Annotated in this window: 17 protein-coding genes and 1 riboswitch; of the genes, 5 read left to right on the top strand and 12 right to left on the bottom strand. The window is 40.4% G+C overall.

The window, feature by feature from the left end; all coding sequences use genetic code 11:
- Positions 1–20 precede the first annotated feature (20 nt).
- From B5473_RS04335 to B5473_RS04345, 3 genes are all read right to left on the bottom strand, one after another.
- Positions 21–2,216: a sensor histidine kinase gene (locus B5473_RS04335; RefSeq protein ID WP_079523840.1), complete on the bottom strand. Its 2,196-nt coding sequence runs from the start codon at positions 2,214–2,216 to the stop codon at positions 21–23.
- Positions 2,217–2,360: 144 nt separating this feature from the next.
- Positions 2,361–3,047 carry a response regulator transcription factor gene (locus tag B5473_RS04340; protein ID WP_079523841.1) on the bottom strand — a complete coding sequence of 229 codons (687 nt, stop codon included), beginning with the start codon at positions 3,045–3,047 and terminating at the stop codon, positions 2,361–2,363.
- A gap of 430 nt (positions 3,048–3,477) precedes the next feature.
- Positions 3,478–4,344, bottom strand: coding sequence for a DMT family transporter (locus B5473_RS04345; protein WP_079523842.1), 867 nt, complete (start codon positions 4,342–4,344; stop codon positions 3,478–3,480).
- 121 nt (positions 4,345–4,465) lie between these two features.
- Here B5473_RS04345 and B5473_RS04350 point away from each other — a divergent pair, with 121 nt between their 5' ends.
- Positions 4,466–4,696 carry a DNA-binding protein gene (locus B5473_RS04350; protein WP_079523843.1) on the top strand — a complete coding sequence of 77 codons (231 nt, stop codon included), beginning with the start codon at positions 4,466–4,468 and terminating at the stop codon, positions 4,694–4,696.
- A gap of 237 nt (positions 4,697–4,933) precedes the next feature.
- On the opposite strand, the gene B5473_RS04355 is transcribed toward B5473_RS04350, so the two are convergent.
- From B5473_RS04355 to B5473_RS04365, 3 genes are all read right to left on the bottom strand, one after another.
- Positions 4,934–5,920 carry a homoserine dehydrogenase gene (locus tag B5473_RS04355; RefSeq protein WP_079523844.1) on the bottom strand — a complete coding sequence of 329 codons (987 nt, stop codon included), beginning with the start codon at positions 5,918–5,920 and terminating at the stop codon, positions 4,934–4,936.
- 632 nt (positions 5,921–6,552) lie between these two features.
- Positions 6,553–6,951, bottom strand: coding sequence for a hypothetical protein (locus B5473_RS04360; protein ID WP_079523845.1), 399 nt, complete (start codon positions 6,949–6,951; stop codon positions 6,553–6,555).
- Between the two features lie 189 nt (positions 6,952–7,140).
- The gene (locus B5473_RS04365; RefSeq protein ID WP_079523846.1) at positions 7,141–8,445 is read right to left on the bottom strand and encodes an O-acetylhomoserine aminocarboxypropyltransferase/cysteine synthase family protein; all 1,305 of its coding nucleotides are present in this window, start codon (positions 8,443–8,445) and stop codon (positions 7,141–7,143) included.
- 116 nt (positions 8,446–8,561) lie between these two features.
- A riboswitch (SAM riboswitch) is annotated at positions 8,562–8,676 on the bottom strand.
- A 246-nt stretch (positions 8,677–8,922) separates the two neighbouring features.
- On the opposite strand from B5473_RS04365, the gene nfsA reads away from it, so the two are divergent.
- Complete coding sequence (gene nfsA / locus B5473_RS04370; RefSeq protein WP_079523847.1) at positions 8,923–9,657, top strand: oxygen-insensitive NADPH nitroreductase; 735 nt, start codon at positions 8,923–8,925, stop codon at positions 9,655–9,657.
- 260 nt (positions 9,658–9,917) lie between these two features.
- Here the strand turns inward: nfsA and B5473_RS04375 are convergent, their stop codons facing one another.
- Positions 9,918–11,597 carry a hypothetical protein gene (locus B5473_RS04375; protein ID WP_079523848.1) on the bottom strand — a complete coding sequence of 560 codons (1,680 nt, stop codon included), beginning with the start codon at positions 11,595–11,597 and terminating at the stop codon, positions 9,918–9,920.
- A gap of 170 nt (positions 11,598–11,767) precedes the next feature.
- Between B5473_RS04375 and B5473_RS04380 the strand changes: the two genes are divergently transcribed.
- From B5473_RS04380 to B5473_RS04390, 3 genes are all read left to right on the top strand, one after another.
- Entirely contained in the window at positions 11,768–12,433 is a 666-nt protein-coding gene (locus tag B5473_RS04380; RefSeq protein WP_079523849.1) for a lysoplasmalogenase, read from the top strand.
- A 30-nt stretch (positions 12,434–12,463) separates the two neighbouring features.
- Positions 12,464–13,687, top strand: coding sequence for a peptidase T (pepT, locus tag B5473_RS04385; protein WP_079523850.1), 1,224 nt, complete (start codon positions 12,464–12,466; stop codon positions 13,685–13,687).
- Positions 13,688–13,916: 229 nt separating this feature from the next.
- On the top strand, positions 13,917–14,888 hold the full coding sequence (locus tag B5473_RS04390) for a DMT family transporter (protein ID WP_079523851.1): 972 nt from the start codon (positions 13,917–13,919) through the stop codon (positions 14,886–14,888).
- 55 nt (positions 14,889–14,943) lie between these two features.
- Here B5473_RS04390 and ltrA read toward each other — a convergent pair whose 3' ends face one another.
- The 5 genes from ltrA to B5473_RS04420 all read right to left on the bottom strand — a co-directional run bounded on the left by ltrA (position 14,944) and on the right by B5473_RS04420 (position 20,471).
- A complete protein-coding gene (gene ltrA, locus B5473_RS04395) occupies positions 14,944–16,206 on the bottom strand; it encodes a group II intron reverse transcriptase/maturase (protein ID WP_079523941.1) in 1,263 nt (420 codons plus the stop codon).
- A gap of 589 nt (positions 16,207–16,795) precedes the next feature.
- Positions 16,796–17,872 carry a S26 family signal peptidase gene (locus B5473_RS04405; RefSeq protein ID WP_079523853.1) on the bottom strand — a complete coding sequence of 359 codons (1,077 nt, stop codon included), beginning with the start codon at positions 17,870–17,872 and terminating at the stop codon, positions 16,796–16,798.
- Positions 17,873–17,875: 3 nt separating this feature from the next.
- Positions 17,876–18,370 carry a sigma-70 family RNA polymerase sigma factor gene (locus B5473_RS04410; RefSeq protein WP_079523854.1) on the bottom strand — a complete coding sequence of 165 codons (495 nt, stop codon included), beginning with the start codon at positions 18,368–18,370 and terminating at the stop codon, positions 17,876–17,878.
- A gap of 26 nt (positions 18,371–18,396) precedes the next feature.
- Positions 18,397–19,671 (bottom strand): polysaccharide deacetylase family protein, encoded by a 1,275-nt coding sequence (locus B5473_RS04415; protein ID WP_079523855.1) that lies wholly within the window; start codon positions 19,669–19,671, stop codon positions 18,397–18,399.
- A 371-nt stretch (positions 19,672–20,042) separates the two neighbouring features.
- Complete coding sequence (locus B5473_RS04420; RefSeq protein WP_079523856.1) at positions 20,043–20,471, bottom strand: DUF4395 domain-containing protein; 429 nt, start codon at positions 20,469–20,471, stop codon at positions 20,043–20,045.
- Between the last annotated feature and the right edge of the window lie 9 nt (positions 20,472–20,480).

Raw genomic sequence — 20,480 nt, forward strand, 5'->3', positions numbered from 1 at the left:
CTCGCTGCAGTTTTTATTCATTATTTATCTGTTGGGATACTAACAGTCACTTTAAACAGATCCCCATCAACTGCGATGTCCAATTGTCCGTCATGCAAATCAACAATTGACTGTGCAATCGCCAGCCCTAGCCCTGAGCCTTCTGTATGACGTGATGTATCGGCACGTTTGAAACGCTCGATTAATTGGGATGCTTCCTCGTTCAGCTCGTATTTCGCTACATTTTTCACAGTCAATTCCGCATTGCCTTCATGCGACTTCAAATTGACGTAAACACGTGTGCCTTCCAACGAATATTTCCGTGCGTTAATAATTAAGTTATCAATTACACGCCACCACTTTTGCCCGTCCACACGAGCATAAATCGGCTGCTCCGCAATATTGATACGTAAATCCAAATTGGCTGCTGCAAAGTCTTCGCCATGCTCACCGACCGCCTGCTGCAACAGTTGTGCTAAGTCGATGCGCTGTTTCGTAATTTCTACATTGCCGCTTGCCATTTTCGATACTTCAAATAAATCTTCAATTAATGTTTTTAAACGATTCGATTTCGCATCTAAAATCTCGATATATTTTTTTCGCTCTTCCTCAGTGATCGACGGATTTTTCAGTAAATCCGTATACGTAATAATCGATGTGAGCGGTGTACGCAAATCATGGCTGACATTCGTAATCAGCTCTGTTTTCATCTGCTCACTTTTTGCCTGCTCATTCATACTGTTACGGACACCTTCACGAAGCCCATTTAAATTTTCGGCATGTCTCGCTAACGGAGATTTCCCTTTCACTTTCAAATCCTTTGTAAGACGGCCATGCGCCATGTTTTCAGTATGCTGCATAATACGGTTCAGGTAGCCCATACGACGCATAAAAATGTAAAGTGCCGGAATGAAGAACACTACAAATAAAAACATATAGAACAGGAAAACACCGAAACTTCCCGCTGTCATAACAACGGCAAATCCAAAGCCTCCAAGGAAAACAACAAGAAGCAATATTAGTGACTGCATCCCGATTGAACGATTTTCAAACATTGAGATGGCACCATCTACAAACTTCGCCGTAAATGTCTCCGGCCAGATTTTTTCCACATCACGCTGCCCTTTTAAACTTATCCATATTGAAACAACCATAAAGACGATTGCGACAATAAGCGCAAAACTGATAACGCCTGTTACGATAAAATCCGTAAGAAAACCCGAACGATTATCCGTATAGTGATAAATTAGCGTCTGGATGGATCTTGTAAAAGAACCATTAAATAAAAATGCAAAGTATGTTGCAATAAGAGTTGCTACGATTCGAATATCAATAGGGAAACGTTCAAATAGTTCACGTAGTTGGAACTTACGATTGAATTGCTCAAGTGTTGGTTCTAAAGATGTCATTAATAAAATAAAACTGATGATTCCAGCAAGAATAATGCTGTAATACACATATTTCGTAATGATAAACGCACTTTTTTCATTGCTTATATGAGTGTTTGCGATCCAACTAGCCGGCACTGTTACAACACCCGAAATATCCGATAAATCCTGCTCAAGTGTATAGCTATCTTGCAGAACCCCCATGCTATCATACTCATAATAATTAAGCGGATAGAGACCTGAGAGGTTTTTTCCTACATTGTTAACTGTTTTTTTAAAGACACTCTTTTCACTAATATCGCCATTACGGTAAACTTCTCCGGTTTTTTCATCTTTAAATTCATAAGCAAAGTGATTGTATTTGCTCAAAACTTCTTTCTTTTCTCTTTCAATTTCTTTTAGCTTCTGCTGAATTGCTTTTTTCTTAATTACTAGTATTTTTTCTTTTACATACTCATCATCTTCAAAGTTTTTCTTAATGTCGGCAATTTTGGCATCACGTTCTTGTTCAATCGCCTCGATTACTTCCTGATCTTGTGTTGCATTTATTTCGCTTGAATACTGCTCTTTAATATTTTGAATTTGCTCAGCAAGGGAGCCGTAATATGTACGGTAATCGTCCATTTCCTCATCCGATACTGTTAAAGCCACTTTAAATTCCTCTTCCGTCGGCGTGTTAAACACATATTGCGAGAACTCGTATACCAAGTTCTCTGCCTCGTTGTTATAGTTTTGCGATTCATAAAAAGTTTTTCCTAAATAACGACCGCCATTAGTAAAAATTAAACTGACTGCAGTTGCTACTACAAATATAAGAAAAAGCTGGAGGTATAATTTATTGTTTTTCATTTTTCTTCCTCCTCACTTAATTATAAAAAATATAGAAATTGCTTTACTAAAGGTACAAAACGCCCTGTCAAATAGTCGATAAAATATGTCCCGAGAAAATAAAAACCGAATGCCGCGCCGAGTGCTCCAACCCAAGAGAGAATTTTACTTTTCAATTTTATAACCCAATCCCCAAACTACTTTCAAATAACGGGGGTTTTTCGGATCTGCTTCAATTTTTTCTCGGATTTTGCGAATATGCACGGCAACAATATTTTCGGCATTATAAGCAGGTTCATTCCATACGAGCTCATAAATATCGCTGATCGAATAGACGCGCCCCGCATTCTTTAATAGAAGCTCGGTTATTTTATACTCGGTCGGTGTCAGTTTGACAGGCTCTCCGTCCACACGGATTTCCCGCGCCGCAGCATCCAGCTCAAGTCCTTCGACAAGCGGAGCGGGTTCTCCTACCGTGCCGAGGTTCACATAGCGTCGTAGCTGCGACTTTACGCGTGCCATCAGTTCAAGCGGGTGGAACGGCTTTGTAATATAATCGTCCGCCCCTACTGAAAGCCCGTGGATTTTATCGGTTTGTTCCGCCTTTGCACTGAGCATAATAATCGGGATATTGCGTTCTGCACGAATTTTGAATGTGGCGGTAATCCCATCCATATTCGGCATCATAATGTCTAAAATAATGCAGTGTACTTCATTTTGTTCAAGCAGTTCGATTGCCTCAAGCCCGTCTGCCGCTTTTAACACCCGGTATCCTTCATTTTTCAAATAAATTTCTATGCCGTCCCGGATATCCTGATCGTCATCTGTAACGAGCACCGTCAGCTGATTCATCTTGCTCACCTCACAACTTTCTTGTTCTCCATCATAGTAAGTGGTTGATTGCCATTCCGGGTCGGACGCTTTCCGCGGGCACGGCTCGAGCCTGTAGTCTCTCGCTCGTGCTGTTCCCGCAGGAGTCGCCTCCCCTCCATTCCAATCAACCTTTTTATCATCTCCACTATTTAATGAAGAGCCAACTTTTTCTTATAAGTTTATAATAAAGCCCATTTCTTAACATCTCACTACTGTAAATCTGAAGAAATTCTTAAGATTTCTTATTTAAATTTGAAAAGGTTCCACTTTATATGCGATTTTTTCTACTTTCACCGCTTATAATTCTACTTTTCATTTAAAAAGTTCTTCTTCTCCCAAAGAAAATTCCACTTTATGCACAGTTTGTTCCACTTTCATCGCGGACTTATGGCAATAAAAAAACTGCCTCCTATGAAGCAGCTTTCTTTGTGCCAAATGTTAGCACAACTATTCCACCTAATAATAAACTAACACCGATCCATGCAACAAATGTTAAATGTTCCCCTACTAAAAACACACCGAGTAATGCGGCTGTTAAAGGTTCGGCTAAGCTCAATGTCACTGCGGCTGACGAACTGATTTTCTTTAAGCCGCCTAAAAATAATATGTATGCCAAACTTGTAGCAGCAAGTGCCATAAAAAGGATCGGCCAAATATTTACGCCTTCTGTCAGCCATCCAAAACCGTCTTTCGCTGCAAGCGGCAATAAAAATAATGCACAAATCGAAAATGTCATGGCAACAGCAGGCAATGTTTCTTCTCGTTTCATCAACTGCTTACTCACATTCGTATAAAGCGCAAACATGGATCCAGCAGCCAATGCCAGCCCAATGCCAAGCGGGTTAATCGCCGTCTCACCTTGATTCATAAACAATAATAAACAGCCGACAATGGCAAGCACTGTCGCAATTGCCCATACGAGGGTTGGCCGAACTTTCCAAAACACCCACTCGATGAATCCCGCAAATACTGGCGCACTTCCGATTGTTACAACCGTCCCTACTGCAACTCCTGTAAAGCGGACAGAAGTGAAAAACAGACTTTGGAATAAAGCTATCGCAATAGCGGCTAAAATGGTCCACTTCCATGACCAGTTACGGAACGAGATTTTTTTCATTAAAAGGACCGCCAGCAACAGCACCCCACCGCCAATACCAGACCTTACACCCGCTACCGCAAACGAAGAAATCCCTTCCGATAAAAAAGTTTGTGTTGTTCCGACCGTCCCCCAAAGCATTGCGGCCAGCAGCACAAACAGATACGGTAAAATATTCACATCCCACACCCCATTTAATTATATTAATTATGCTATCATACGTTGTAAGTCTATTCGAGATGAAGTTTTATTAAAATCGTTTTATAATAAGGTTAACTAAAACTAAAAAGGAGGCATCATGATGTATAAAACGGTTGAACAAACTGCAGCAGATATAGGCATGCCTGAACATCAGGTTTTACAGTACATTTATGCTGGTCGCATTAAAGCAGTGCATGATGGTGAACACTTTTTAATTAATAGTGCGCAATTTGATACGTACCATCAGCAACTCGAACGAATTAAAGAAGAAATCGAAATCTGGAGGAACACACCGATTCCTGAAGATATCGATATAAAAGATGAAGACTAAGAACAAAAGTGTTAAAGCGCCCGTTTAACTCCGTCAGTCATTGGAGGGCCCGACGCAAAAGTAAACGCTCCACCACTTTTGCATGAGGGACCTAATGATGCGAGGAGTTGGCGCTTTTACCTGGACGGAGACTAGATCCTATATTAAAGTTATCCCCGATGCGAGATTGTCTAAATTCATTAAAAGAAAAGAAGCGAATTCGTTCATCGAGTTCGCTTCTTTTTTATTTTCTTCTTATTATATAGTTACTGTAAACCCCGCACGTTTACCGATAATTTCAGCGTAATCCTCTACCATTACACTTGCAGTCGGATACATCCCAGCACCAGGCCCAATTACAGATAATGTTCCGATGTAGTTTGTCTCCATCGTCACTGCATTGAACACATCGTCTACAGGATAAAGCGGATGTTCATTGTTTACTAGTAATGGTGCTACTTTTGCCTGAATCGTACCGTCTTCGAGTTTTTCCACTTCTGCCACATGACGATAACGCAGACCTTGAGCTGTTGCTTCCGCTACTTGCTCTGATGAGATTGTATCGATGCCGATCACTTCAACATCTGCCCAATTTGGCTGTTCTCCAAATGCAAGACTCGATAAAATCATAAGCTTTTTAAATGCGTCCTGACCCGACACATCATTAAATGGATCTGCTTCAGCATAGCCTAATTGCTGTGCTTCTTTTAACGCTTGTTCAAAGCTCCAGCCTTCCGCACGCATCTTTGTCAAAATATAGTTTGTCGTTCCATTTAAAATTCCTTGAACGCAGCTTACTTCGTTGACAAGAAGAATGTTTTTCATTGTTTTAATAATAGGTACACCGCCTGCTACCGTTGCCTCGAAGCCTACGAAAACACCATTTACTTTCGCCAATGCTTCAAGCTCTTCGCCCCGTTTTGCAAGCATTACCTTATTCGCTGTAATGACATGGCATTTCGCCTCAACAGCGCGCTTTAAGTAAGTGAATGCAGGCTCTTCATTTACAATCGCTTCAAATACAACTTGCAGATTATTTTCCGCCAGTACGTCATCCATTGATTCCGTCATTAAATGTTTTGTGCCCGGTACACGCTCACGGCTTGCATCGGATACTAAAATCTTCGCGACCTCCAGTTCAACCCCTAGCTTTTCGCGAAGCTCCTGCCTCTTTTCATTTAAAATATGGTAAATTCCCTGACCTACTGTGCCAAATCCTAAGATCGCTGCTTTGATTGTTGCCATTGCCTTTCTCCTCCAAATTCTTAACACACATATATTAACGAATAATTCAAAAAATTTATCTTAAAGAAAATTCTATCCTATATAATACATGAAAACAAGGGGAATCTCGCCTAGAAGGACATTTGTTTACTGTAAACGGTCAATATTCATCCAAATTTTATTTTTTAAGAGCTAATTTAGGGACTATGGCTTAAATATTTCCAGTCATTTCTTGTATTTGGGGCTAGGCGGTAAGAGCGTTTTGCTATTTTCTAATATATTCGGAAATTATCTAATATATTTTAAAATGTTCTAATAAAATTGCAATCTTCTAATATAAACGTTCAATGTTCTAATATGAGGCCGGAATGTGCTAATATTCTCGCTTAATCTTCTAATATCCTCACACTTCTTCTAATAACTCAACTAATGTTCTAATAAAAACGTCACCACTGGCTTCCGCATCCATTTTCGCCTAAAAAAATGCGTACACAAACCCCAAGTTCACCCAAATTCTAATAACATCACCATTTCTTCTAATATCCCCAAAACTTCTTCTAATAACCGTCTACATTCTTCTAATAAACGCCATACACCGTACAAAAAATAAAAAAAACACTAGCAAGGGGGCTCACTAGTGTTCCGGAATTATTTTATACTGCCACGTTTATATCATTGTATGCCCGTAAACGATAGGCAGTTAAAATCTTGGTCATGACGATTTCCTCTTTTGCCGAGTAGTTAGGGACCGCGTATGGGCGCTCCACTAACTGAAATTCACCATATTTTAAGAACCACTCTCTGGCTGGCGATAAAATATGGGCTGTACCATGAATTTTGTATTCCTCGGCAACTTCCTTTACAACATAACCCGCTGTGGCAAGATCGTGAGCTTGTTCTGAGAAAGCACTGTGTCCAAAAACATGCTGCCACATCGTATTCACATCCGCCAAAATTTGCTGGATAGCGCAAGCGTTCACAAATTCCTTTACGTCATTTAGTTCATAAATAATATAGGCTGCAACGTTTTGTGCACTGTATACTTTCCCCATGCTGAACAACTCCTTTTCTTCCAATGATGCTGCAACATCACTTTAAATTTTTCCGGTTGGTAATTTTATTATCCCAATTGTATTACTCGGTATTTAATTTGTCAATAAAACTTATAAAAATAGTAGGAATTAATTTTCTAAAAATTGCTTAGCTTCTCGAATGGGAAAAGCTAAGCCTTTTTTCAAGTTTTATGCGTTTGTTTCTGCGCCTACTTCAGCCGCAACTTTCGCTAATGCCTGTTCTAAATCCGCGATAATATCTTCTGCTGCTTCTAACCCGATCGATAAGCGAATGAGCTCTTCTGATACGCCGGCAGTTTTTAATTCTTCAGCAGATAACTGTTGGTGCGTTGTACTAGCAGGGTGGATAATCAATGAACGGGCATCCCCAACGTTTGCTACATGTGAGAACAATTCCACGTTATCGATTACTTGGCGTCCCGCTTCACGTCCGCCTTTAATACCGAACGTAATGATCGATCCGAAGCCGTTTTTCAAATACTTCTTCGCTAAATCATGTGTCGCAAAATCTTCAAAGCCGTTGTAATTTACGTATTCCACAAATGGGTGGTTTCTTAAATGCTCGGCAACTTTTTGTGTGTTTTCATTGTGACGGACAATACGCAAATGAAGCGTTTCAAGTCCTTGCAAGAAGTTAAATGCTGCGTCAGCAGATAATGTTGGACCAAAATCACGCAATAGTTGAACACGAAGCTTTGTCGCAAATGCAGCGCCTGCTGTGTCAATTCCGTAGCGTAGACCATGGTAAGAAGTATCCGGTTCTGTAAATCCTGGGTGTCTTCCTTGTGTCCAGTCGAACTTCCCGGCATCAACGACAATCCCGCCGATCGTTGTTCCATGACCACCAATCCACTTTGTAGCAGAATGAATGACAACATCCGCGCCGAATTCGATCGGATTACTTCCATATGGGGAAGCAAATGTGCTGTCTATTAATAATGGAAGACCATTGTCATGAGCGATATTTGCTACCGCTTCAATATCCAGTACTTTCAAGCTTGGATTTCCTATAATTTCAGCGAAGATCGCCTTCGTTTTATCCGTAATTGCCTCTTGGAAGTTTGCAGGATCTGATTCATCCACGAATTTTACTGTAATGCCGTAACGAGGCAATGTAGTTGCGAATAAATTGTAAGTCCCACCGTAAAGTGAACCTGCCGCAACAATTTCATCCCCTGCACCGGCTACGTTTAAAATCGAAAATGCCACTGCCGCTGCGCCAGATGAAAGCCCTACTGCAGCTGTGCCCCCTTCTAATAAAGCAACCCGTTCCTCAAATGCCCCGACTGTCGGGTTCATAATACGTGAATAAATATTGCCTGTTTCCTGTAATGCAAATAGACGTTGCGCATGAGCTGTGTCGTTAAATGCATAGGCCGTTGTACGGTAAACCGGAACTGCGATTGCTCCTGTTTCCGGGTCTGGCTTTTGACCCCCGTGTAATAATAATGTTTCTGGTCTTAAGTTTGTCATTTTATTACCCCCAAAAATTTAATCGATGGTGAAATCGGTGTTTTTGAGGAGGATTTTTTAAATGAAAAAAACCCTCTTCAGTTAAGAAGAGGGTTGCGCATGAGCAAGTTTGCCTCCTCTTATCTTTCAAAATGATTGTCCATTTTGTAGGATTTAGCACCTTAGTCAGTTCATCACTTACTGGTTGCCGGGCATCTCAGGGCCTATTCCCTCCGCCGCTCTTGATAAGAGTTATGTGATTTGTGTTCCATCGTTGAGTCTCAGTATAAAACATACTAATCCGATATGTCAACATAAAAAAATTAAAATTTTCAGATTTCTATTCTGATTACTCTTATCTGTATTTAACGATATGCAAAAATTTCCTCCCTATGAATTGAACAGACGCTAATAATCGACTTCAAGTAAAATATTGACTAAAATAAGCTTGAAGGATATAGAATTCAGTTTTTTATTACATAAAAGGGAGATGTTCACGTGAATACTAAAGAATTATTACGCAGTCATACATCTGTTCGTAAATATACAGGTGAAGAAATTTCAAAAGAAACTGTTATCGATTTAATCGAAACAGCACAAATGGCGGCAAGTTCGCATTTTGTACAAGCATACAGCGTTATTTGGGTAACGGATGAAGAGAAGAAGACAAAGCTTGGTGAACTGTCTAAAAATGAATTTCAGTTCAAAACAGCGGGTGCCTCTTTCTTGTTTTGCGTAGATTTCAAACGTTTGCAAGTAGCGGGGCAAAAACACGGAGTTGATATTTCTGCTGACACGGCTGAAAACGTGCTTGTAGGGGTAGCAGATGTTGCATTATTTGCTCAAAACTTCGTTGTTGCAGCTGAATCAATGGGTTACGGCATTTGCTATATCGGTGGTGCCCGTACAAACCCTAAGGAAATCAGCGAGCTATTCAATTTACCGGAATACGTTTTCCCGTTATTTGCGATGACAATCGGCACACCGACAAAACGCAATGAAACAAAACCCCGTTTACCGGTAGCTGCAGTATTGCATGAAAATGGTTATGACGTTGATAAATACGAGACGCTTCTAGATGAGTACGATGGAATTATGGAAGACTATTACAGCAGCCGATCTTCGAATCAGAAGACTGCCACATGGACGAAACAAATGGCTGATTACTTAGTTGAACAAAACCGTCCGCATATTAAAGAGTTCCTTGCTTCCCAAGGCTTTACTTGGAAGTAAGCTAATAAAACCCAAAATGCTATTTTTCTCTCTGAGTGAGAAAAATAGCATTTTTTTGCTGAGCGTTAAAAATTGATTTCCATTTCGGGTCGGACGCTTTCCGCGGGCGTGGCCTGAGCCTGTAGTCTCAGGCATCACGCTATTCCCGCTGGAGTCGCCTCCCCTCCATTCCAATCAATTTTACAAAGTATCCGTTTCTTAATAAGGGTTTTCCTCTTATCCAACGGTACTTCTACTTCTGCCCAAAATTCTTTATTTGTTTATTTCAACCCTTCAATCTGCAATGCTTTTACAGGCTGGAAATCTTCTCCTGTTTTTGCATACGTAATCGTCGCCTGGTCCCCTTCTTGCAAGTAAATCGCAAATGGTGCTACTTCTGTAGAAACGATAAAGTTTTCACCTGTGTTCGCCAGGAATGATACGATCGTGAAATCACCTACACGTTCTTTATAAACACGCACGACTTTTACGGTCGCTTTAGCCTCTTCCGCATTTGAAGTACCGTCTACCGTACTTCCGCCACGGCTTAGCGCTGTTTTATAAAGTCTTAACGCTTCATTTGGTGTTGTACCAAATGCCGAAATTTCAGGATTTGCTGCAGACACGATAAAGTAATTTTGCAGGAATCCGTTCGCATCAAGTACAGCTGACAACCAGCTCGCTTCACCGTAGAAGTTGTAAAGGATCGGCATTTCACCTTCCCATTCCTTTTCGATGAATTTTTTCTCGATAATTTCAAGAGCCCCTTGTGAATCCATATAAGACTCTTCCAGATTTCCTGTATAGTACGTTGCTTCACCAGTACGTGCATGTGTTAATGCATAACCAAGCATCGAGTCAACGCCCTCTTTTGGACTTGTAAAATCAGTGAAATAATACATTTCCCCGTCTTCCATAAAGATCGGGCTTACGTTTGCTTCTGTACCTTCATCACTCGGCAACTTAACATCCTTTTTACCGACAAGACTATTCCAGAAGCCGTGTACATAGTTACCGTAATAACTGTTTTGCAAACTTACTGTTTCCGGTGATACAGCACCATCAATAAATGCCGGTACATCTGCAATCGCAATTTTCTCTGTTGCACCCGTCTCCGCATCAACAAGCACAATGCCTTTTACATCAAAGCCGTTACGAGCAGAAATGAATTCGCCGTAAGAACGGATGTAATATGGTTTTCCATCTTCATCAATTTCCAGCTGCGGATCTCCATAGAAAATTAACGATGGATTTTGAAGACGAATATGACGCTCCAGGTTTTTATTTAAATAAGCAGATGGAACATAGCTCATTTCAGCCTTCACAAACTTTGGATTATCGCTTGAATCTGTCGCACTCATCGTGAAATAACCAGGTGTTGTTTTCCCGTTGAACCACTTAAAGAATCCTGAAAACTCTACAGGTGCAATGTAAACATACTGATCATTCACTTTTTGAATTTGCAGATTTCCTAATTCATAATAGCTTGTGTTTGGCACCTGTCCAAACGCTTTTTTCATTTTGTTTTTAACGAATTTCGGCGGTACACTTGCCGGTGTTTTCGTCTCATCAAACGGCGAAATTTCCGTCTTTTCCTTCATCTCTGAAGACTTGAATTTTTCATCTGCATTTAAAAATGGCGCACTTACTAGATAGCCGATCCCAATAATGCTGACAAGCACGATCGCCGATTTAATTTTTTGCTCCTTACCAACTGCAAAAATTGCCCCAATAATCGCTACAACAGGTATTACATATAAGAAAATCGTCCAGCTTAGATCGATTTTAGAAATATATACTGTTAAAAATACTGAAATAAAACTTACTATAAATGTTGTAATGAATAAACTCGTAAATGTTTTTGATGAAAGCTCCTTATTGCGAACCTTTTTTGATAACGGCATTAATAATAATGTGATCAAAAGTGATCCAATTGCCGTTATTAGCAATAATTGTCCCATAACAATCACCCTCTCTTACTTACTATGTACGAATAACCTTCCAAAAAGATTCATAAACAAGTAAAACTGCATAATTTCTGGCATAATAGAGCATATATTGCATTTTTATGAAATCATAGTTTGGTTATTTGGTAATTATATATAAACATTTTTACTTAGGGGGTTAATGGATGGCACGTAAAGTTCTAATTTTACTGTTCTTCGGGCTTGGTTTTTACTATGTATTCTTTTTTGAAACGATTGATAGTTCACTAAAAATGGTCTTTAAGCTTTTGCCAATGATTTTACTTATAGCGCTTGCATTTTTAACAAAAGTACAAGTGAAATCTCCGTATTATTGGCTCATCTCCATCGGTTTAATTTTCTGTGCTGTTGGCGATTATACATTGCAGTGGTTCATCGTTGGACTGAGCTTTTTCCTGATTGGCCATATTTTCTATATTTTTGCTTTCCGTTCAACAAATCAGCAGAACACACCACTGTATGTAAAAATTGTATTAGCTATATACGGTGCGGTGATGATGTTCTGGATTGCGGGAAGCCTTCTTCAAAAAGGAGATACTGTACTCGCCATAGCAGTGACCGCTTATATTTTAGTTATTTTAACGATGGGATGGACATCGTTTCGAACTGGCAGTAAATTTGCTGTAATCGGCGCCCTTCTCTTTATCATGTCCGATTCGGTTTTGGCCATTAACCGGTTTATGTTTGATGTTGCCTATGCCCATATCCTGATTATGTTCACATATTACGGGGCACAGTTTTTCCTCATGCTCAGCATTACTGAATATTACGACAAAATTAGTTCAAAAACCGAAATAAAAAGTGTAGAATAAAAGCAATAAGTATTAGGAGGTCTTTTTCGGATGAAAGAGAAAGTAATTGAACGTTTAGTACGCTACGCAAAAATTGATACACAATCAGATTTCAACTCTGACACTACCCCTTCAACAATGAAGCAATTCGATTTATTACATGTATTAAAAGATGAGTTGGCAGCAATCGGTTTAACAGATATTACGCTGGACGAAAACGGCTACCTATTTGCAACACTTGAATCAAATACAGATAAAGACGTACCGACACTTGGCTTTTTAGCGCATGTTGATACGACATCGGATTACACAGGAACAAACGTACAGCCTCAGCGCATCGATAACTATGACGGTGAAGCGATTACATTAAAAAATGGTTTAGTAATGGCACCGGACTACTTCCCGAACTTAAAAAACTATGTTGGCCAAACGTTAATTACGACAGACGGCAATACATTGCTTGGTGCGGATGATAAAGCCGGCATCGCTGAAATTATGACGGCGATGGAATACTTAGTGAACAATCCGGAAATCAAGCACGGAAAAATCCGTGTAGCATTTACACCAGACGAAGAAATCGGGCGCGGTCCGCACAAGTTTGATGTTGAGAAATTTGGTGCGGATTATGCATATACAATGGATGGCGGTCCCCTTGGTGAGTTACAATTTGAAAGCTTTAATGCAGCTGGCGTAAAAGTAACGACACGCGGCACGAACATCCACCCTGGTTCAGCAAAAAATAAAATGGTGAACTCGATTACAATGGCAATTGAATTCCAAAACGAAATGCCAAAAGATGCGGTACCTGAAAAAACGGACGGCTATGAAGGTTTTATCCACTTAATGCATTTCAACGGCGGAATTGAAGAAACAACAATGTCATACATTATCCGTGACCATGACCGCGCTAAATTCGAAGAGAAAAAAGAGTATATGGCAAAGGTCGGCAAAGAGTTACAGGCAAAATACGGTGAAGAAGCCATTACTGTAGCGATCGAGGATCAATATTACAATATGGGCGAAAAAATCGAGCCTGTTATGGAAATCGTCGATATTGTAAAAGAAGCGTTTGGCAAGTTTAACATTACACCGATCGTCGAGCCAATCCGCGGTGGTACTGACGGTTCCCAGCTTTCATATATGGGCTTGCCGACACCGAATATTTTTGCAGGCGGCGAAAATATGCACGGCAAATATGAATTTGTATCAGCTGAAACGATGGAAAAGGCGACGGAAGTCATTATTGAAATTGTTCAGTTATTTGAAAAACGTTAGACCAAAAGCGCTAAAGCGCCCGTCTAACTCCGAGAGACATTGGAGGGCCCGACGCAAAAGTAAACGCTTTACCACTTTTGCACGGAGGGACCTAATGGTGCGAGGAGTTGGCGCTTTAGCCTAGACGGTGAAATTATAATGACTGAAATTGAATGGGGCGATTACTTTCGCTCCATTTTTTTGTATACTTAATAGACAGAAAATTCAATACAATCAAGCGAGGTGTGTGATGAAGGAAATACTGATTGGCATTTTAGCGGCCTTATTTTTTGCGGTTACATTTGTATTGAACCACTCAATGGAATTGGAAGGCGGTAGCTGGCTATGGAGTTCTTCACTCCGCTACTTCTTTATGCTTCCCTTTCTCTTTGCCATTGTCGCTATACGGGGAAAAGGCGGATTTCGTATTTTATCGAATGAAATGAAAGACCATCCAGGTGCATGGCTCGTTTGGAGCTTTGTCGGGTTCGTATTATTTTATGCTCCGCTTACATTTGCCGCGGCATTCGGTCCAGGCTGGCTCGTATCAGGTACATGGCAGTTTACGATTGTAGCAGGTGTTTTGTTGGCTCCGCTATTTATTACAACTATATCCGGAAAAAACGTGAGGGCAAAAATTCCGCTTATTTCACTAGGCATCTCGGGCATTATTTTATTTGGGATTTTACTTATTCAAATTCCGCAGGCACAGTCAGTTTCTATGAAAAGCCTGCTACTTGGTATACTGCCAGTGATTATCGCGGCATTTGCCTACCCGCTCGGCAATCGGAAAATGATGGAGCTATGCAAGGGAAGAGTCGATCCGTTTCAACGAGTTCTAGGTATGACAATCGCTTCCTTGCCTGCATGGATCTTACTTGCAATCTATGCATTATTTACTGTCGGTCTGCCTTCAGCAAGCCAAGTGTATCAATCATTGCTGGTTGCGGTTTCTTCCGGTGTCATTGCGACAATACTTTTCTTTATCGCAACAGACCGTGTGCGCCATGATCAAGGAAAGCTGGCGGCCGTTGAAGCAACACAATCGACGGAAGTTCTCTTTGCGATGGTCGGTGAAATGATTTTACTCAGTGTCCCCCTCCCGCAGCCGATCGCTTTAATCGGACTGGCGGTCATTATTATTGGCATGCTGCTACATAGCTATCACACAGTACTTATGAATAAAAGATTACAAGCAGCAAAATCGAGTAGGAGGGAGTGATTAACTCCCGACCTCTCACACCACCGTACGTACGGTTCCGTATACGGCGGTTCAACTAAGATGAATAACGTAAAGTTTCATAACGAACTTGCAGACTTTTCAGCCCTTGGCTCTCCCAATAGGAATTGCCGAGGGTTCTGTGTAATATGGGGCTATTTGAAATGCGCCAGTACCCTTTTCGGGTATTTCCCCATTCATATGCTTTCCCATAAGGTACTTTTAGGCGAATGAGATTTCTGACTCTTGTTCGAGGTTTCTTCCAATTCTTCCACAGACACATACGTAGTCTTCGTTTTATCCAACTATCTAATGTTTTAAAGATAGAGTGTGTATCCGCTAAAGCAAAATATCCACACCATCCTATTAAATATTGGTTTAACTTTTCGATTCGGTATTCCATGGAATATGGCATCTTACGTGAGGTAATTTCTCGTATTTTCTTCTTCATTCGGACGAGACTTGATTTCGCAATGCGAACCTTAGGTTCTTTATGAAATGTGAAACTAAACCCTAAGAATTTGCGTTTCCATGGGCGGTCTACGGCTGATTTCTTTTCATTAACTTTTAAACGAAGTTTTCCTTCGATAAATCGTTGTACGTTCTTCATTACTCGTAATCCTGCACGTTCTGTTCTCACATAAATATTGCAATCATCTGCGTATCGAACAAATTTAAGTCCACGTTTCTCTAATTCTTTATCTAATTCATCTAACACAATGTTTGAAAGTAATGGACTTAAAGGGCCACCTTGTGGTGTTCCTTCTTCTGTACTTGAAACTACTCCATTTATCATGACACCGGCTTGGAGATATTTGCGAATAAGTTTTAATAATGGTTTATCTGAAATTCGTTTCGCTAATGTTGCCATTAAACGGTCATGGTTGACCTTGTCAAAGAATTTCTCTAAGTCCATATCAACGACCCATCGGTGTCCCTCTTTTAGATAGCTTTTCGCTTTTCGGATAGCGTCATGAGCGCTTCGATTTGGGCGAAACCCATAGCTATGATCCGAGAATGTTTGGTCATATTCCTTTGATAAAATCTGCGAGATGGCTTGTTGAATCAAACGGTCTGTTACGGTTGGAATCCCTAATAAACGCACGCCACCGTCTGGTTTCGGGATTTCGACTCGACGTACTGGTTGCGGTTCATAGGTTCCATCCAAAATCTTCGATTTAATGGTATCCCAATTTTCGAGGATGTGCTGTCGTAAGGTTTGTACGGGCATCATATCTACTCCATGGCTCCCTTTATTCGCTTCAACTCGCTTTAATGCTTGTATCATGTTTTGCCGTTCCAAAATTTGATTCAACATCACCATTTCGTTCCTTTCCGTGAATAGCTGTTCTTCTTTTGCCCAACTGGACTACACCCTCCGCAAATACCCTCGTGGGATTCACCACTACTTTCTAAGCGTGAGGTTTCCTCTGTTTTCTGTGTTCATACATCCAGTTGGAAAGCCAAGGGCTATTCTCTCTTAATCGTTCGGTCCTTCCAAGTAATTCTAGACTTACTTGTACTATGACCTCTGCTGACTTCTGACAGTTCAGCTACTTGTCACCAAGTAGGTTATGAAGGGTACTTCGCATTTCTGTCAGACCTCCCCGGGTAAGCGCATGCACTTTCACACCGTCTATCCGCCTCATTTACTCGATATGACCTTCGACAGAAGGAGCTTTGTTTTGTTCAGCAAACTCGCTCAGCCATACCTAGCCTTATATGAGATTCGTGTTCCTCGGACCGGTGTTTTGCCGCCAGCTTCCTTCAGATTCCGCGTCACCACGGACACCCTTGCTCTTGGCTAACCTCTACTTCTGTCTTCGGGGCTCGGGACTTGCACCCTATAGTTCATGCGCATGCCGGGCACACTGAAAAAGGGTAGCGACATTTTGTCGCTACCCTTTTTGCTACATTCCCCACTGCCAGATGCCAGTCGGATCTTTATACATTTTAAACACATATTCTCCTACAGCTTCACGGTCATACTGGTAGCGTATTTCCACTTCTGTATCGGATAAATACGTAACATTTCGGTAGGAAGCTTCCAAAAACAGTTCGCCCAATCGGTTCGAATGTGTAAATGGAGTATCACTTGCCGATAATCTTTTACTAATTGACCCATCTCCAAAAATTTGATCATACAAATAAAGATCAAAATATTGTTCTGGTGTATAGTCATTTTCTAACTCAAAATAAATTGATGCTGTTGTACTTTGCTCTGCCAATGCTACGACTTCCCCGTAAATTTTATGCACAGCGGTAATTGTACCTGCCTGCATAGTATTTTCTGCCGGGAAATGATTTACCAAAAAGTATTCACGCGCATTTAATAACTGATCGTAGCCTCCTGCAATCGTGTTGCCGTTGTCCTCATACAATTCCTTTAATTCCGATCTTACAGGCTTCCCATTTACCGTTAACTTGCCGTCCTGCAAAACGACACGGTCTCCTGGTACAGCGACTACTTCATAATAGGCGTTTTCGTAAATTGGTAAATGACTGCTCGTATTTGTCATCGTTCGTACTACATCGCCAGCTTCGTATACGGCTTCATCAAATAAATTTTCCTGACGTTCTATTACTGTATGGTAAAGTCCCTTTTTCCCTGCAAGTGTAAAGGTTTCTTTATCTACATATTGTAAATCCGATAATTGTTCTAGCACTGGTAGCTGTGCAAAGGAATCATAATCGATTGTTGATAATTGCTTCTGTTTTTGAAGAGTAGCAATTTCCGCTAAATCATCAAGCGGATCATAAGGGGCACCCCGCCCTTCGTTTCCCGAATTCTGCGTAAAAGGAACGGCCGTCATAAATAGGAATACCGCAACTGCTGCAACAGCTGCCGTCACTAATTGAACATGCCATGAACGTTTCTGTTTTCGGGGGGTCGGAGTCATTTCGGATTTCACACGCTGCTTAATACGACTTTCCTGCATGCGTGTATCACCCATCATTTCATCCAGTTGTTTTTTTAATGGATCCATGCATCATTCCTCCAATCCCTCTTCGTTAAAAAACTCTTTCAATTGTTGCTTTGCCCGACGCAAACGTGTTTTCACCGTATTTTCATTCAGCTGTAAATACAATGCAATATCGGCAATGGACTGTTCGTCATAGTAAAATAAAATGAGCGGCTCACGATATTTCAGTGGTAGCTGGAATAACTTCTGTTCAAGTGATGCAAGATGCTCTTTTTGTATGACCTCTTCGTCCGTCCCTTTCGTTTGAGCAAAGATCGTTTCAAAAACGACATCCTTTTTATGCTTCCATGAGCGTAAATAATCTTTTGCGCGATTGGCTGTCATTTTTGTTAAATACGTTTTCAATGACGACTCATTGCGAAACTGGTCGCTCTTTTGAAAGTATGTTACAAACACTTCCTGTACGATGTCCTCGGCGGTAGCCCAATTTTTAACGTACAAATAAGCGATGCGTACTAAATAACGCGTGTGCTCATCAACAATTGCATCAAATTCTCTCATGTAACGATTTACACCTTCTTATATCTTTAAGACCAGTCCACCCCCTTTACAAAGGACGTGAACTGTTCAAATGTTTTATTTTCCGTCATGCCGAAACGATTAACCTCATAATTTGATTGCTGCATATTAGCATAGCCTTCATTTGTCGTAAAACCGATTAACAGTCCTACTTCCTTCATCGCTGCGATCATATCTTCATCGTAATGACCAAATGGATACGCTAAAGAAGTCGCATTTGTCAGCATGTTAACATTTTGCTGCAAATCCCTCGCAATGTCAGCAGATGACAGCTCTAATGCAATTCCTGCCCCATTTTTGAACTGATGCAAGTTATGTGTATGCGCTTCGTACTGAAACACGTCCTTCATTTGCTGCATCTCTTCGGCTGTGAAAAATTGAAGCGGTCCTTTGGCGTCAAAAACTTGTTCACCTTCAAATCGCTCTGTACGAGAAGATATAATATGCTGTACCGCAGAAAATCCATGTTCCTTTAATATTGGGTAAGCATAGACCTTTGTCGATAATAAACCATCATCAAATGTAATGAGTATTGAATTAACCGGTATAATTTGGCGACCTTCCAAATAATCATAAAGCTGTGTTGTCGAAATTGTAGTAAATTGTTCTTCATCTAAAAAGGCCATTTGCTGTTCAAATGATTGTACAGAAACCGTACTAGCATTTGTCACCATTTCTTCTTTCGGCAAAATATGATGATACACTAAAACTGGAATTCCTTCATCTATTTCAACTGATTTTTTATGTATATAACCGGCACGTTCCCCTACTTTTATGACAAACCAACCATCACTCTCCCCCACGATCGGGTAACGAAATCCCTGTGAAAGCTGCAGCAACACACTGCTCTTAAGGTTTTTTTCTTCATATACATTTACCTGTTCTGTCGTTTTAATCGAATTTGTTACTTCTGTATTTACTAACGTCTCAAGCGGACGTTTTTCTACAGTGGCACTGCCCTTTTTAATAAAAGCTGAAATTTTCCCGAATCGCAGTTCATAATAAAGTTCATCTTCCCCTACGATCGCGAATGAAGTATTCGGATGAACAACTCCAACTTCAGTAAGCGCATTTCCTTTTATATAAATCGGCTGTTCCTCATTCAGGACTATAACTTTTTCAAATAGATGTGTAGCTTGCTCTATTTGGGTTCCGTTTTCTACACCTGCAATATCCTTTTCATTTGCAACTGCACGTTCAATCTTTTCACTTGAACCTCTATATTCAATTGTCAGGAATAATACGCATAATGCGATAAACCCTACAGCAATTAACTTTTTCATCATTTCCTCCGCCTATGTTTTTTGCTTAAGCAACGTACAGACGGAGAAATTCAAAATAAGTTTCAAAAAAGTTTTAGAAATTTTTTTGCACACAAAAATACCCGTATCTGTAAGCGACACGGGCAATGGGTCTCCCAACAATGGAAGAAAAACTAGAAGAAAAATATAAAGGGTGAAAAACTCAGTGTCTGACACACTGTCAAACTTACATTCTAAATGAGGGGGTTTAGAACGCTATGGCTGAGCTAACAAACTCCTGGAGAAAAGTTGTTAGCTCAGACTTATTTGTACTGTATTACAAATAAGCTCTTGCTACAGTTATAATGATAATGATTATCAGTATCATTGTCAACCTATTTCCAATAATCTTTTTAAGAATTTTTTAGTGAACGACGATATTGGTACTGTTTGTATTGGAATACCATAAAGCAGCCGATACAAAAGCCTAAAATTGCTACAAATGATGCGACTGCCACCATAATCGTAAAGCTGTATGCAACAACCGGCCAGTTAAAGGCAAACCCTACTATTCCTCCTGCCAGACAAATGCTAGCAATCGCTGAATTGAACTTTTGCTGTCCAATATCTTCAGGAATATACGATTTGATGTCTTTCGTTAAAAATATTTTCGCAAAGCGCATAATTGGATTAAACCCGGTGAAAATCCCAAGTAAATTTGCAATTAACGGAATCGCCAAAATCCAGTACTGCCCTGTCACCCATGTGATAACGACTGATAAAAATATAACCCACTGATTTACACGAACTAATGGTCTTGGTATAGAAATCGGTTTTGTCATTAAAACCAA

It is taken from the genome of Solibacillus isronensis, assembly GCF_900168685.1.
In the GTDB taxonomy this organism is placed as follows: Bacteria; Bacillota; Bacilli; order Bacillales_A; family Planococcaceae; genus Solibacillus; species Solibacillus isronensis_A.

Excerpts from the sequence above, each read along its gene's own strand:
- B5473_RS04390 (WP_079523851.1), top strand. The coding sequence starts at position 13,917 with ATGAAGGAAATACTGATTGGCATTTTAGCGGCCTTATTTTTTGCGGTT.
- B5473_RS04365 (WP_079523846.1), bottom strand. The coding sequence starts at position 8,445 with ATGACAAACTTAAGACCAGAAACATTATTATTACACGGGGGTCAAAAG.
- B5473_RS04360 (WP_079523845.1), bottom strand. The coding sequence starts at position 6,951 with ATGGGGAAAGTATACAGTGCACAAAACGTTGCAGCCTATATTATTTAT.
- B5473_RS04375 (WP_079523848.1), bottom strand. The coding sequence starts at position 11,597 with ATGGGACAATTATTGCTAATAACGGCAATTGGATCACTTTTGATCACA.
- pepT (WP_079523850.1), top strand. The coding sequence starts at position 12,464 with ATGAAAGAGAAAGTAATTGAACGTTTAGTACGCTACGCAAAAATTGAT.
- B5473_RS04410 (WP_079523854.1), bottom strand. The coding sequence starts at position 18,370 with ATGAGAGAATTTGATGCAATTGTTGATGAGCACACGCGTTATTTAGTA.
- B5473_RS04335 (WP_079523840.1), bottom strand. The coding sequence starts at position 2,216 with ATGAAAAACAATAAATTATACCTCCAGCTTTTTCTTATATTTGTAGTA.
- B5473_RS04405 (WP_079523853.1), bottom strand. The coding sequence starts at position 17,872 with ATGGATCCATTAAAAAAACAACTGGATGAAATGATGGGTGATACACGC.
- B5473_RS04415 (WP_079523855.1), bottom strand. The coding sequence starts at position 19,671 with ATGAAAAAGTTAATTGCTGTAGGGTTTATCGCATTATGCGTATTATTC.
- B5473_RS04350 (WP_079523843.1), top strand. The coding sequence starts at position 4,466 with ATGTATAAAACGGTTGAACAAACTGCAGCAGATATAGGCATGCCTGAA.
- B5473_RS04340 (WP_079523841.1), bottom strand. The coding sequence starts at position 3,047 with ATGAATCAGCTGACGGTGCTCGTTACAGATGACGATCAGGATATCCGG.
- B5473_RS04355 (WP_079523844.1), bottom strand. The coding sequence starts at position 5,920 with ATGGCAACAATCAAAGCAGCGATCTTAGGATTTGGCACAGTAGGTCAG.
- B5473_RS04380 (WP_079523849.1), top strand. The coding sequence starts at position 11,768 with ATGGCACGTAAAGTTCTAATTTTACTGTTCTTCGGGCTTGGTTTTTAC.
- B5473_RS04420 (WP_079523856.1), bottom strand. The coding sequence starts at position 20,471 with ATGACAAAACCGATTTCTATACCAAGACCATTAGTTCGTGTAAATCAG.